Origin of the sequence: Coleofasciculus sp. H7-2 (genome assembly GCF_042747725.1) — a bacterium.
GTDB lineage: Bacteria > Cyanobacteriota > Cyanobacteriia > Cyanobacteriales > FACHB-T130 > FACHB-T130.
On sequence record NZ_JBHZGO010000048.1, the window covers coordinates 70,666 to 85,503 of the forward strand.

Annotated in this window: 8 protein-coding genes; all 8 read left to right on the forward strand. The window is 46.0% G+C overall.

Going from position 1 to position 14,838, the window contains the following annotated elements:
- Positions 1–36: 36 nt before the first annotated feature.
- The gene (locus ACFW2W_RS11555; protein ID WP_378177635.1) at positions 37–555 is read left to right on the forward strand and encodes an O-acetyl-ADP-ribose deacetylase; all 519 of its coding nucleotides are present in this window, start codon (positions 37–39) and stop codon (positions 553–555) included.
- A 272-nt stretch (positions 556–827) separates the two neighbouring features.
- The gene (gene speY, locus ACFW2W_RS11560) at positions 828–2,018 is read left to right on the forward strand and encodes a deoxyhypusine synthase (RefSeq protein WP_378177638.1); all 1,191 of its coding nucleotides are present in this window, start codon (positions 828–830) and stop codon (positions 2,016–2,018) included.
- Between the two features lie 352 nt (positions 2,019–2,370).
- Complete coding sequence (locus ACFW2W_RS11565) at positions 2,371–3,588, forward strand: response regulator (protein ID WP_378177641.1); 1,218 nt, start codon at positions 2,371–2,373, stop codon at positions 3,586–3,588.
- A 28-nt stretch (positions 3,589–3,616) separates the two neighbouring features.
- A complete protein-coding gene (locus ACFW2W_RS11570; protein ID WP_378177644.1) occupies positions 3,617–3,982 on the forward strand; it encodes a response regulator transcription factor in 366 nt (121 codons plus the stop codon).
- A gap of 35 nt (positions 3,983–4,017) precedes the next feature.
- Complete coding sequence (locus ACFW2W_RS11575) at positions 4,018–4,602, forward strand: chemotaxis protein CheW (RefSeq protein WP_378177647.1); 585 nt, start codon at positions 4,018–4,020, stop codon at positions 4,600–4,602.
- Between the two features lie 119 nt (positions 4,603–4,721).
- The gene (locus ACFW2W_RS11580; RefSeq protein WP_378177650.1) at positions 4,722–10,148 is read left to right on the forward strand and encodes a GAF domain-containing protein; all 5,427 of its coding nucleotides are present in this window, start codon (positions 4,722–4,724) and stop codon (positions 10,146–10,148) included.
- A gap of 211 nt (positions 10,149–10,359) precedes the next feature.
- A complete protein-coding gene (locus ACFW2W_RS11585) occupies positions 10,360–14,010 on the forward strand; it encodes a response regulator (RefSeq protein ID WP_378177653.1) in 3,651 nt (1,216 codons plus the stop codon).
- A gap of 108 nt (positions 14,011–14,118) precedes the next feature.
- Positions 14,119–14,679, forward strand: coding sequence for a chemotaxis protein CheW (locus tag ACFW2W_RS11590; RefSeq protein ID WP_378177656.1), 561 nt, complete (start codon positions 14,119–14,121; stop codon positions 14,677–14,679).
- The last annotated feature ends 159 nt before the right edge of the window (positions 14,680–14,838 follow it).

Below are 14,838 nucleotides of genomic sequence, written 5' to 3' on the forward strand. Positions count from 1 at the left end.
CACCGTCAGTTCTTTAGTGGTAAAGGAAAAAATCCCATGATTTTAGGCAAAATTGCCATCATTCAAGGTGATATTACCCAGCAAAAGGTAGATGCGATTGTCAACGCGGCGAATACCTCCTTACTGGGTGGCGGCGGCGTCGATGGGGCAATTCACCGCGCCGCTGGACCAGAATTGTTGACAGAATGTCGCCATCTGAAGGGCTGTGCTACTGGTGAAGCAAAGATTACCAAAGGTTACAATCTCCCCGCCGCGTGGGTAATTCACACAGTTGGCCCAATTTGGCGGGGGGGCGATCGCCAGGAAGATGAGCTGCTAGCCAGATGTTATCGCAACTGTCTGGCTTTGGCGGAGCAATCTGAGATACGCAGCATCGCCTTCCCAGCTATCAGCACGGGTGTCTATGGGTTCCCGATGGAACGCGCCACCAGAATTGCTGTAACTGAGGTTAAGAAGTTTCTGGAGCGCACTACCTCAGTAGAGCAGGCGATTTTCGTTTGCTTTGGGGATAGTGCTTATAATTCTTACTCGGCTGCGATGAAAGAAATTATTTAAGACAAGGTAGCGATCGCCTGAAAAAATCCTGAGTGCTGTAAGGACGGGGTCTCCCCGGCTATGCTAAGTAGAATTGAGTCAGACAATGGATGGAGCGATCGCGCTCACTGCTTACCCTACAAAATTATCTGCGTGAGAATGCAACGAGTGCTCTAGCGCTAGCTCTCATTTATATTTTCCCCACACTTATATTTTTCCGGCTCCAGTTGGATTTCTCGCTCGCTTTTGCTGGTTATAGTTGACAATGCGGTTCATTCTTTTAAAAGTAAAAAATGTCACAACTGCCCGGTAACAAAATCGCACCCGCCCCGATGCCGACGGCAATTAATGTTGTCGATCTGATTGATGGTTACTTCAGCGCCTACAACTCAGCTCGTCTGCGGGAAATGTGTCACTTGCTCAGCCGTGAGGTAATGCGCGAGGGCGTCACAGTCGGAGTCAGCCTATCAGGCGCGATGACCCCAGCTGGAATGGGTGTGGGAATTTTGGCTCCCCTGATTCGCAACGGTTTTATTGACTGGATGATCAGCACGGGTGCCAATCTTTACCACGATATGCATTTCGGGTTAGGTTTCGACCTCTACGCGGGGAATCCGTTTGCAGATGATGTGAAATTGCGCCAAGAAGGCACCATTCGCATTTATGACATTATCTTTGGCTACGATGTGCTGCTGGAAACTGATGCCTTCATCCGAAAGATTTTGCAAGCAGAACCGTTCCAAAAACGGATGGGAACTGCTGAATTTCACTACCTGCTCGGCAAGTATGTCCGGGAAGTGGAAAAGCAGTTGGGAGTGAAAAATTCCTGCTTGTTAGCGACAGCTTATGAATGCGGTGTCCCCATTTATACTTCTTCTCCGGGGGATAGTTCGATTGGGATGAACGTAGCGGCATTGTCCCTGGAAGGCTCAAACTTAGTGCTAGATCCAGCCATCGATGTGAATGAGACAGCAGCGATCGCCTACTGCGCTCGTGAAACCGGCAACCCAGACGTAGAGGGCAAAAGCGCCGCCGTGATTATTGGCGGTGGCAGTCCCAAAAACTTCCTGCTGCAAACCCAACCGCAACTTCACGAAGTGCTGGGACTAGAGGAACGAGGTCACGATTACTTCGTACAAGTCACCGATGCTCGTCCTGATACCGGCGGACTCTCTGGTGCAACACCCAGCGAAGCCGTTAGCTGGGGCAAGATTGACCCCGAAGAGTTACCCAGCACCATTGTCTGTTACACCGACAGCACAATAGCTCTGCCCCTCATCGCCGCCTACGTGATGAACCAATGTCAGCCCCGCCCCCTGAAGCGCCTGTACGATCGTCGAGAAGAAATGTTCTCAAAATTGCGGACGGACTATCAAGCAGCTAAAACTCAACCCTCCGATGAAATTCCCGCCGTTGTCGAAAATGCTTCTGAACAACCTGTAGCAACCTATCCCTGCGGCAGGCTAATTCCCAATACCCAGTAGCAGCCTGCTTTTGGAGCAAGCTCCCCCTAGTTGATGCAACCAGGGGGATTTTTTATTCCGTTTTACGCTCGGTAAACTACTTGATTTTTGCTCAAAGAAGGCTTAATTTATCATTATTAAAGGGAATTCAACTGTTTAATAATATCTTAATAAAAGTTATTGAAATAGGGGGTTTAGTAAATTTACGGATCGTCTAGAATTCTAAAAATATTTCAGTGAAAATACTGAGACTTGTTATTTCTATATAGTGTTATTAATTAAATTAATAGGCTTTTTTATAAAAACTATTTATAAATGTAAACTCCAGTTTTCGCTAAAGTAAAGCGAACTTTTGCAAGAAGGAATCAGAATTATGACCGCCCAACCTATGACGATTACTGCTTTTGCTAGCAAGCTGACTGCTTTGAAGCAAGCTCGCTTTAGTGGGCGGCTGTTCCTGAAAGGTACTTTGGGGCAAGAGTGGACTCTTTACTTCTACCTGGGGCGGATTTTGTACGCGACTGGAGGAACTCATCCAGTTAGAAGGTGGCAAAGACATTTAGGAATTCATTGTTCTAATGTTAGCCTGAATCAGCTAAACTTACCGGCTGATATTTCTAAATTTTCTTCTGAAGCTGGCAAGACTTCTTGGGAATATTATTTGTTGTGTTTATGGTTAAAGCAACAACGAATTACCCGCGAACAAGTTGTAAAAATGATTCAAGGTATCGTTATTGAAGTATTGTTTGATATCACTCAAGAGATACCAAAAGCGTTACAAATCAAGCAAGAAAATCCCTTAGCTCCCCAATTATTATTGATTGATGCCGAACAAGCGATCGCTAAAACTCAAGAAATTTGGCAAGCCTGGAAAATCGCCAAAATTTCTGATGTGCTTCCCAATCGAGCGCCGTCGATCAAGCAACCAGAACAACTCCAGCAAAAAACATCGCCTACCGTTTATAAATCTCTGACATTGTTATTAGATGGGCAAAGAACCTTGCGAGATATTGCAGTTCAAACTAAGCGCAATGTTGCGGAAGTAACCCGTTCCCTATTGCCTTACATTGAAACTGGATTAGTAGAGTTAAGTGATATTTCTGATTTAGCAAATCCGCTGGCTCCGACTTCTTCAGGATTACCTGTTAAAAATCCTCCGACTTCTTCAGGCATAACACCCGCTCAAGTGGCGACTCGGAAACCGCTGATTGCTTGTGTGGATGACAGTCCGTTGGTTTGCAAAAACATGGAAAAGATCCTTACGTCAGCCGGGTATCAATTTTTGGCAATACCAGATTCGATGCGAGCGATCGCCACTTTATTAAACCGCAAACCCCACATCATCTTTTTAGACTTGGTAATGCCCAATACTAACGGCTATGAAATTTGTACCCAATTGCGTAAAGTTTCTGCTTTCCGAGACACCCCGATTATTATCTTGACGGGAAATGACGGTATCATTGACCGAGTCCGGGCTAAGGTTGTCGGAGCTTCAGATTTCATGGGGAAACCCGTCAATGCAGAAAAGGTACTAGCGGTAACAAACAAGTACCTCAAGCACCTCAAAAACAGTTCCCTCGTGGTTAGTTGATTTTTGTTTTTCCTAGGAGGTTAATACAATGCATACTGCTTTAATCGTTGAAGATACTTTAACTGAAAGGGAAACTTTTGCTAGCTGCTTGCGGCGAGGTGGATTAAATGTTTTAACAGCAAATACCGGAGAAGAAGCCTTAGAAAAAATCAGTAATCATAAACCTGATGTAATCATTCTAGACGTTGTATTGCCCGGTCGTAGCGGCTTTGAACTCTGCCGCGAACTCAAAGCAGATGCAGAAACTAGCAAAATTCCAGTCGTGATGTGTTCCACAAAAGGCACTGATTTGGATAAATTTTGGGGCATGAAACAAGGAGCAGATGCCTACATTCCCAAGCCAGTCGATCAAGAGGAACTACTGCGTACTGTTAATCAATTAATTAAAGGTTAGGGAAAATCTTCGTCAGCACCGTCAAGAGATAAGCAATGGAATCTGAATTTGTGTCTGGAAAAACTTTAATTGAACAATTTGAAACTCCAACCGCAGAACATAAAGCAGTAGTGGGAGAGCAATTTTTGCGGTTTCATCTTTTTCCTGACATTACCGCACTATTCCCCATGCATCAGATGACAGAGGTGCTGACAATTCCAGTTGGTCAAATTGTCCCCATTCCTCATATGCCAGCTTGGGTGATGGGAGTTTATAACTGGCGCGGTGAGATTTTATGGATAGCGGATCTCGGTCATTTGGTAGGGCTTACTCCCTTATACTTACAGGCAATTAACCGAGCAACCTACACAGTCATTGTGATTCATGGGGAACAGCAAATCCTTGGCAAACAGCGAACTGGTAGCCAAATCACAGGAAAAAAGATGCTGGGATTGGTTGTGAATCGAGTGGAAGACATCGAAAGTTGCGCTCCAGATTTAATTCAATCTCCCCCACAATCATTTGTCACCCCGGAACTGGTGCCATTTTTACGTGGATATTGGCTGAAATCAAATGGTGAAATACTGGTGGTTCTAGAGGGAGAATCCATCATGGCTGAAATGCCTAAGCCAGAAGTTTGAATGGCTGTTTGAATATCCAGATTTCTTTCTTTCAGTCTGGAATTTCATTTTTTTTAACCTCTATATCCCTTAATCAATTCAACTCGCCACACTCATCTACCTTTAGCAAAGTTAAAGCTATGAAGACACCTTCCGATCCTCAATCCAATACAACAAAAGCCAATATTAAGCGTCGCCTCAGGGGTCGAAAGACAAGTGTTAGCCATCAACCCCCTCCTCTTAAGCTCATTCCTAACCAACAAGATTTAAACGGCTCTCAAAATCTTGAGCAAAAGGTAGAGAACAAGGTTAAAGGTCAACTAGAGCAAACAGAGCAAGGCAACCTTAACCCGCCGTCGCCACAACTGAATGTACCCAAAAGCCGCACGCTCCGCAGCCAATTGTTGAGAACAATCTTACCTGTGGTACTAGCACCGCTAGCGATCGCTGGTATGGTGAGCTGGGCGATTACCAATTATCAAGCAGCTGGGCGCACGGAGGCGAAATTATGGAATGACGCGATGCTATCCTCCGATTTGGCTGGCACAAAAGTCAAGGATGCTTTAAGAGTTTCGTCGTCTTTGGCAGAAAATCCCTTAACTATTAATGTTGCTCGTGCTGCCAACTTTGACGATTTGGCGGTGCCGTTGGATCATGTGGGACTGAGTAACTCTGAAAAAATTCAGATTTTGGCTCCAGTCAGCAAAGCCGTTATTAGTACCATTACATCTAATGGCGCGATCGCTCAGACAGAAGTGCTGGGTGGCGATCCGATTTTACAAAAAGCAACGGCTCTATTAGCAGAACTCGAAGTACAAAAGGCTAATTTTAGGGAAAACCCCACCCCAGGGAAAAAGCCAAGCTACGTTGCAACTACAGGTTCGCTCCAGGGACTCACCATTATCCCTTACGTTCACAAACAGGGACAATTAGTTCTGAGTACCTCCTTCGATCGGGACGGCAGAAAATATAGCCTTGCCGCAGTTCCCGGCATCGATTTGGTCAGTGTCAGCTCAATTGACCTTTCTGAAATTGCTGCCGCCGGAAATGAGCATGGACTAATTTTTATCCTAATTTTTCTTTCCTTGGGAGCCGTAGGTGCAGGTATTGTGGTGAGTTTAGCACGCCGCTGGTCCGCTCCTTTGAAAGAATTGACGGGTACATCAGAGCAGGTTGCTGCCGGAAATTTGGATGCCTACGTTGAACCTCGCGGTACTACTGAAACCCAAACTCTAGCTGTCAGCTTTAATAACTTGGTGGCCCGAGTTAAAGACTTGTTAAACAAACAAGAAGTTGAAGGAAAGCGATTACAACTGTGTGCCGATATTGCTACCAGTGCCAGGGAATCTCTAGATACTCACGAAGTATTCAAGAAAGCAGTTCAAGGCACTCAACAAATCCTGAACGCAGAACGAGTATTCATCTATCGCTTCAACCCTGACTGGAGTGGCTATGTTGTTGCCGAAGCCGTTGCGCCCGGATTGCCAACCTGCATGAAAATCAAGGTGGCTGATACCTACTTCACATCTTCAAAGGTGGGAGTAGAACTATATCGGAAGGGTCGCGTGTTTGTCATTGATGACATCTACAAAGCCAATCTCACCCCTTGTCACCTTGAGTTGTATGAGCGATTAAAAATCAAAGCCAATGTAATTACCCCGCTGATTAGCGGCGACAAACTACTCGGCTTGATGTGTACGCAACAGTGTTCAACACCCCGGACTTGGCAGCAGTCTGAAGTCGATTTCTGCACCCAAGTTTCCACTCAATTAGGTCTAGCGATAGACCGGATTGGCTATTTGCAAAAGCGGGAAGTTGAAGCTAAACAACAAGAAGTTGAAGCCAAGCGATTACAGTTGTGTGCCGATATTGCCACCAGCGCCAGGGAATCGTTAGATGTCAAAGAAATTTTTGAGAAAGCAGTTCAAGGAACTCAACAAATCCTCAAAGCTGAACGGGTGTTTTTGTATCGCTTCAACCCAGATTGGAGTGGAGATGTAGTCGCCGAATCAATTGCACCAGGTTGGCCTTCCTGCTTAAAAATGACCGTCACGGACACCTACTTCACCGACTCTCCAACGGGGGTAGAACGATACCGCAATGGTCGCGTGTTTGTCATCAATGACATCTACAAAGCCAATCTTACGGGTTGTCACATTGAGTTGTATGAACGATTAAAAATCAAAGCCAATGTGATTACCCCGATTGTCAGCGGTGACAGATTGCTGGGTTTGCTGTGTACGCAGCAGTGTTCAAATTCTCGGACTTGGCAGCAGTATGAAGTCGATTTTTGCTCGCAGTTGTCTACTCAAGTCGGCTTAGCTCTAGACAGAATAAGTTTCTTAGAACAGAAGGAAGCTGAAGCAAAACAGCAAGAAGTTGAAGCCAAACGCATTCAGTTGTGTGCCGATATTGCTACTAGCGCTCGTGAGTCGCTAGATGTCAAGGAAATATTTGAGAAAGCCGTTGTTGGCGCTCAACAAATCCTGAATTCAGAACGGGTGTTTTTGTATCGCTTTAACCCGGATTGGAGTGGGGATGTAGTCGCCGAATCAGTTGCACCCGGTTGGCCTTCCTGCCTAAAAATGACCGTTACCGATACTTACTTCACCGACTCGAATGTGGGGGTAGAACGATATCGCAATGGTCGCGTATTTGTCATCAATGATATTTACCAAGCTGGTTTGACTTATTGCCACGTTGAGTTGTATGAGCGATTAAAAATTAAAGCCAATGTGATTACCCCGATTGTCAGCGGTGATAAATTATTGGGCTTGCTGTGTACGCAGCAGTGTTCAAATCCTCGGACTTGGCAGCAGTATGAAGTCGATTTTTGCTCGCAGTTGTCTACTCAAGTCGGCTTAGCTCTAGACAGAATAAGTTTCTTAGAACAGAAGGAAGCTGAAGCAAAACAGCAAGAAGTTGAAGCCAAACGCATTCAGTTGTGTGCCGATATTGCTACTAGCGCTCGTGAGTCGCTAGATGTCAAGGAAATATTTGAGAAAGCTGTTGTTGGCGCTCAACAAATCCTGAATGCAGAACGGGTGTTTTTGTATCGCTTTAACCCGGATTGGAGTGGAGATGTTGTTGCGGAAGCGGTGACGGCAGGCTTGCCTTCGTGCCTAAAAATGACCGTTACCGATACCTACTTCACCGACTCGGATGTGGGGGTAGAAAAGTATCGTAAGGGTCGCGTATTTGTCATTAATGACATCTATCAAGCCAATCTTACAGGTTGTCACATTGAGTTGTACGAGCGATTAAAAATCAAAGCCAATGTGATTACCCCGATTGTCAGCGGTGACAGATTACTGGGTTTGATGTGTACGCAGCAGTGTTCTAATCCTCGGACTTGGCAGCAGTATGAAGTCGATTTTTGCTCGCAGTTGTCTACTCAAGTCGGCTTAGCTTTAGACCGGATCAGTTTCCTCAAACAGAAGGAAGCGGAAACAAAACAGCGAGAAGTCGAAGCCAATTTGACACAACTGTTTGCAGATATTGCCAACAGCGCTCGTGAATCTCTCGATGTTAAAGAGGTTTTCGAGAAAGCAGTGGTTGGCGCTCAACAAATCCTAAATGCAGAACGGGTGTTTTTGTATCGCTTCAACCCAGATTGGAGTGGAGATGTTGTTGCGGAAGCGGTGACGCCCGGATTACCGACCTGCATGAACATGAAAGTGGCAGATACCTATTTCACCGACTCAGAGGCGGGGGTGGAGTTGTACCGCAAAGGTCGCGTGTTTGTTATCGATGACATCTATCAAGCGAATCTCGCCCCTTGTCACGTTGAGTTGTACGAGCGATTAAAAATCAAAGCCAATGTCATCGCCCCGATTGTCAGCGGTGATAAATTACTGGGCTTAATGTGTATCCAGCAGTGTTCAACCCCTCGGACTTGGCAGCAGTCTGAAGTCGCTATCTGCACGCAGTTGTCCAATCAAGTTGGTTTGGCGATAGACCGCATCAGCTATCTGGAACAGAAAGAAGCTCAAGCCACGAGATCGCAACTTTTGTCAATGATTACCCTCCGCATCCGGGAAACTCTGAAGCTGGAAGACATTCTTAATACAGCAGTCCAAGAGGTGCGACGCGCATTTAAAACGGATCGCTTGATCGTCTATCGCTTCGATGCGAGCTGGGATGGGATGGTAATTGCAGAATCTGTGGCGACGGGTTGGATGCCAACTCAAGGGGTCAGAATCGAAGATACCTGCTTGAAAGAGACCCAAGGGGGAAGCTACAACAAAGGGCGCATTCGTGCGATTGACGATATTTATCAAGCGGGTCTGAACGAGTGTCACATTAAGATGTTGGAGCGCTTTCAAGTCAAAGCCAACTTGGTCGTGCCCATCGTGGTAGATAACCAGCTATTCGGCTTGATGATTGCTCATCAATGTTCGGGGACTCGGATTTGGCAGAAGGGTGAAATCGATTTATTCATCCAGTTGGCAACTCAAGTGGGGATTGCCCTCAACCAAGCGACGCTGCTGGAACAGATTCAAACTTTGCTGGCAGCGCAAGAGGAAGCGACCCGCCAACAATCTGCAAATGCCGAACAGCAAAGGTCAGCCAAGGAAGCCCTCCAAAAACGAGCGCTGGAACTGCTGCTGGAAGTCGATCCCGTCAGTAAAGGAGACCTCACCATTCGGGCGCAAGTGACTGAGGATGAAATCGGCACGATTGCTGACTCCTACAATGCCACGATCGGTAGCTTGCGGAAAATTGTCAGCCAGGTGCAAACTGCCGCCAAACAAGTGGCGGCAACCACCAGCAGCAATGAAGTCTCTGTCCAAGAGCTATCGGCAGAAGCTTTACGGCAATCGGAGGAAATTTTAGCGGCGCTGGATCAAATTCAGGAAATGTCCACTTCGATTCGAGCGGTTGCTGCCAATGCCGAACAAGCGGAAGCTGCGGTTCAACAAGCGACGCAGATTGTGAAGGAGGGTGATGCTGCCATGAACCGCACGGTGGACGGGATTCTAGCGATTCGGGAGACGGTTGCAGAAACCTCCAAAAAAGTCAAGCGTTTGGGCGAATCTTCGCAAAAGATTTCCAAAGTGGTGAACCTGATTGGCACATTTGCTGCTCAAACTAACTTGTTGGCGCTAAATGCTTCAATTGAGGCGGCACGCGCTGGGGAAGAGGGTCGAGGCTTCGCCGTAGTTGCGGATGAAGTGCGATCGCTGGCGCGGCAATCGGCGGCAGCAACGGCGGAAATCGAAAAGCTGGTTGCAGGCATTCAAGCAGAAACCAATGAGGTGGTAGCGGCGATGGAAGCAGGCACCGAGCAGGTCGTCACAGGTACGAAACTGGTGGATGAAACCCGCCAAAGCCTGAACAAAATTACGACTGCCAGCGCCCAGATCAGCGCCTTGGTGGAAGCGATCGCCCAAGCGGCTGTCGTGCAATCCAAAGCTTCCGATGCAGTCACCAAAACCATGACCGACGTGGCAGCGATCGCCACTAAAACCTCAACGGGAGCCACTGATGTATCGGCATCCTTTAAGGAATTGCTAGCGTTGGCGCAAGAACTGCAAGCAAACGTGGGGCAATTTAAAGTCAGCTAATGGGTAATCGGTAATGGGTAATGGGTAATCGGTAATGGGTAATCGGTAATGGGTAATCGGTAATGGGTAATCGGTAATGGGAAGGGGTAAGAATCCAACCAATTATCAATTACCAAACCCCTTTTCCCCAATTATCAATTACCAATTACCAATCCCCATACGCCTTTTCCCCAATTATCAATTACCAATTACCAATTACCAATTTAGTATTATGGCGCTCGACTCTGATATCCGCGACCAAGCCTATCAGTTCTTCATTCAAGAAGCTCCAGAGCTGTTGCAGGTCATCGAATCGGAACTGCTGACGCTTAAGACAGAGCGGACTACCGCTAAAGTTCACAGTCTCATGCGTGCGGCTCACTCGATTAAAGGGGGATCTGCTTGCGTGGGACTGGAAACGATCAAAATGATCGCTCACCGCCTCGAAGATATCTTTAAGGCGCTCCACAACAAAGAGTTAGAGATTGATGCCGAACTAGAAAGCTTGTTGCTGCAAGCTTATGATTGTCTTCGCCTCCCTTTAATGGAGCAGATTATGGCGGGTCATTTCAACGCAGAACAGGCAATGGCGATCGCAGAACCCGTGTTTGCTAAAATTGAGGCGCAATTAGGAGATTTCCTCACCGGAGAGGAAGTTTTACCCAACTCGGTAGAATTGGGAATCGATATAACCTTATCGATATTTGAAGTGGACGTGGCGCAGGAACTAGAGCGTCTCACCAATGTTTTAGCCCATCCTGAAAGCAATCAAGTAGCCGGAGAATTGCGGGCACTCGCCGATGTATTTATTGGCATCGCAGAATTATTAAATTTGCCAGGATTTGGAGCGATCGCTCAAACTACTTTGGTGGCTCTTGATGCTCATCCCGAACAAGCCTTGCAGATTGCTAAACTGGCATTAGTTGATTTTCTGGCAGGGAGGAAAGGCGTACTCGCAGGCGATCGCTCGCTTGGCGGATCGACATCCCCCGCTTTAACAAAACTTGCCGCTCCTTCTTCGGTTCAAACGCCCGTAGCAGCAGTTACAGTCATAGAACCGGCTTCCGAATTAGAGCTACTGACTGAAGATGAAGAGGAATCAGCGTTCTCCTTTTCTTCTATTGATGATATTTTTGGTAGCTCTGTCCTCACATCTGAAATAAATGAAGATTTCCTAGACGTTTCGGCACTATTCGCAGCTGAAGAAATTCCTGAAACTAAGTTAATTTACCAAGAAGAGGAACTCACTTCAATTTCTTGTCTGGATGAAATTTTTCCTGATTCTAACTCAAATCAGAAAACAACAGAAATTGCTAACTTTTCCTCTTTTGATGGACTCAAACTTCCGGCACTACCCGCAGCCAAGGAAGATCCACAAATTGAGTTATTGAATCAAGAAGAGATACTAACTACCACTCCTTCTCTAGATGATATTTTTGGTAGCTTTGTCTCATCGCCAGCTTTAGAAATTGAAAACTTATCCTCTTTTGAGGTATCGGAGCCGATTGGAATCATTCAGGAAATTCCTGAATTAGAGCTAGTTTCTGAAGAATTTTTACCGCTAACTCCAAAACAGCATTCAGAATTAATTGAAACAAAATCGCCAGAGAATATTCAAGAAATCGTTCAGAAAATTGAGCAAGTATTTGACAGTTTGCCTTCCGTAACCGAGCTTCCTGTCAATATAAGAAACAAAGAAAATTCGCCTCAGATAATTCAGAGTGAAAGCGAAAAACCAGCGTCTAAAGCCTCCAGACTAGCTAAATCGCCTGTTGCCAAAGACAAAAAAGAAACCATAGCTACTACCAATTCTACTCCCCAACTTTCTGTTCGAGTTGACCTAGATCGACTGGAACGAATGAATAATTTGGTGGGGGAACTTGCCATTAACCGAAATGGTCTTTCCCTACAAAACGAACAACTGCAAGCAACTGTGCAAGAACTGCTGCGGCGGTTTGCTAAATTTCAGGAAATCGCCAATCATCTGCGCGATTTATCAGACCAAATGATAGTGGCTCCAGAACGCCATTCTACTTCGCCAGACTTACAAATCGCATCTCAAAGAGCAGGAAAACCGGGTGTAGAAAGGCGATTCACCGCGTCTGGAATCGGAGAAAATGTAGAGCCAAATACCCTTTCTTCCAGTAACTATACACCCCTAATTTCTTCTTTTGACTCCCTAGAGATGGACAGCTATGGAGAATTACACTCAATGCTGCAAGAAAGTCTTGAAGAAATGGTGCAACTCGAAGAAATCGTCGGGGATGTGGCACACTTAGCTGGACAGTCAAGCCAAACTCTAGAAGGTCAACGTCAAATGATCGCCCACTTGCGGGATGATTTGATGTGGGCGCGGATGCTTCCCCTGCGCGAAGTGTTGAGTCGTTTTCCTAGAGTATTGCGCGACCTTTCCACAAAATACAAAAAGCCAGTCGATCTGAAATTAAGTGGGACGGGAGTTTTAGTTGATAAAGCAGCTTTAGAAAAACTCAACGACCCTTTACTGCACTTGCTCCGAAATGCCTTCGATCATGGCATTGAGCCACCAGAAATACGCCGTCAGCAAGGGAAACCGGAGCGAGGTCAGATTGAAATTCAGGCTTATCATCAGGGAAGTCACACGATTATTGAAGTGCGGGATGACGGTCAAGGAGCCAACTTAGAACGCATCCGTTTGAAAGCGCTAGAGTTAGGGTTGATTTCACCAGAACAAGTGGCTACAACTCCAACAACTCGACTTTTAGATTTGCTATTTGAGCCAGGATTTTCTACTGCGGCTCAAGTCAGCGAACTGTCTGGTCGAGGTGTGGGATTAGATGTGGCGCGATCGCAGTTGCGATCGCTCAAAGGCACCATCACCGTCACCACCACTCCCGGACGAGGTACCACCTTTACGTTACGCATCCCGCTGACGTTGACGATTGCCAAATTACTCGTCTGCTTGGTCGGTTCCGCCGCTTATGCCTTCCCCGCTGACAGCATTGAAGAAATCGTAATTCCGAAAGCTGACCAGATGAAGCACTCTGGAAAACAGAGATTCTTGCACTGGCGCAAGCGAATCGTTCCTGTCTATCACTTATCAGAATTACTAGACTATAGTTGTCCGTTGCCCGAATCAATTCCCAGCCAAGCTTTAGTCGCCGTTCCTACTCCCGAAGATTGGGCACCGCCGATGCTGCTAATCCGCCGAGATAACCAAATTCTTGCCTTAGAAATCGATCGCTTGGTCACAGAGCAAGAATTGGTGATTAAACCCTTTGGTGCTGCGATCGCGCCGCCAAGTTATATTTACGGTTGCACTATTTTAGGAGATGGGAGCCTGATTCCGGTGATTGATGGTGCAATGCTTCTCAGCCAGATGATGGGGCAAAGTAAGAACGCGATCGCTACAACTACTTTCACCGATCTGCCAACTGCTTCTCCCATCAAAACTGCATTAATTGACAAAACTAAAGTATTAGCGATCGCTGCCAAATCGCCTTTAATATTAATCGTAGATGACTCGATCACCCTACGACAAACTTTAGCTTTAACACTACAAAAAGCAGGATACCGCGTCTTACAAGCAAGAGATGGGCGGGAAGCCATCGAACAGTTACAGCAAAATTCCAACATTCAAATGGTGGTTTGCGATGTGGAAATGCCTAACCTAAATGGCTTTGAATTTCTCAACCATCGTCGTCAAGATCCGCAGCTATCGAAAATACCCGTAGCGATGCTTACTTCCCGCAGTAGTGAAAAACATCGACAATTAGCAACTCACTTGGGAGCCAGTGCTTACTTTAGCAAACCTTACTTAGAGCAAGAATTTTTAGCAGCACTCAAAGCCCTCTTTGACAAAAGTGAATCTTTAGGAGCAACTGCCGTTCTTGGCTCATCATAATGGGAGCATCTCAATGTTTTTAAAAACATCAATTTCAGTTCAGAACCCCACCTCAACCCTCTCCGTGAATGGGGAGGGATGAATCTTACTTTCCCATGAAAAAAAGGCATGAACAGTACTTTAATCAACTCAACTCCCCCGGATTTTGATCGGTTAGATGTTTCCGCTGCTGTACCCGCTATCAAAGTGCTTGTCTTTAGCATTGGTAGCTTAAACTTGGGTTTGCGGATTGAATCTATCTACAAAGTGTTGAATTCTACCCAGATTTATGGAAGCGGACTGAATGGGGTAGGAATTGCTCATGTAGGCGATCGCGAAGTAACCGTTTTGGATCTACAGCAGCGGTTATTTCCATCCAATCCAACCCACGAAAACCTTCAGGGAGCCTACCTGATCGTTATTCAAAATACAGAAAGCGAATTGTATGGTATCTCCGTAGAAACCGTTCCCGCTTTGATAGATGTACCCTTATCCACTATCCGAGTCTTACCCGAATCCTTTCGTCACGCTAACACGCTGGGGATAGCCAGTCACGTTGCTGTCATTTCTCAACCAGAAACTTCTCTAACCTTATTTCTGCTAGATATTGATACGACAACGAAACTTTATTGGGGCAATTTCGCCCTGCCACCTGGTACGGACGAGGAGACAGATCGGCAACATCAATAATACTATGTTTATTATCCTATAAAGGCGATCGCTAGCTCATCTGGATCGCTTTGGGAATTCAGCTAAATATATCTACTTATCAATTAGAAGATGAGAGCGATCGCGCCCCAAATTAAGGGTAAAAATATTAGCTTTGTGGCATATTTAAGTTAAAGTTAT

Coding starts and splice junctions, on each gene's coding strand:
- ACFW2W_RS11555 (WP_378177635.1), top strand. CDS start 37: ATGATTTTAGGCAAAATTGCCATCATTCAAGGTGATATTACCCAGCAA.
- speY (WP_378177638.1), top strand. CDS start 828: ATGTCACAACTGCCCGGTAACAAAATCGCACCCGCCCCGATGCCGACG.
- ACFW2W_RS11565 (WP_378177641.1), top strand. CDS start 2,371: ATGACCGCCCAACCTATGACGATTACTGCTTTTGCTAGCAAGCTGACT.
- ACFW2W_RS11570 (WP_378177644.1), top strand. CDS start 3,617: ATGCATACTGCTTTAATCGTTGAAGATACTTTAACTGAAAGGGAAACT.
- ACFW2W_RS11575 (WP_378177647.1), top strand. CDS start 4,018: ATGGAATCTGAATTTGTGTCTGGAAAAACTTTAATTGAACAATTTGAA.
- ACFW2W_RS11580 (WP_378177650.1), top strand. CDS start 4,722: ATGAAGACACCTTCCGATCCTCAATCCAATACAACAAAAGCCAATATT.
- ACFW2W_RS11585 (WP_378177653.1), top strand. CDS start 10,360: ATGGCGCTCGACTCTGATATCCGCGACCAAGCCTATCAGTTCTTCATT.
- ACFW2W_RS11590 (WP_378177656.1), top strand. CDS start 14,119: ATGAACAGTACTTTAATCAACTCAACTCCCCCGGATTTTGATCGGTTA.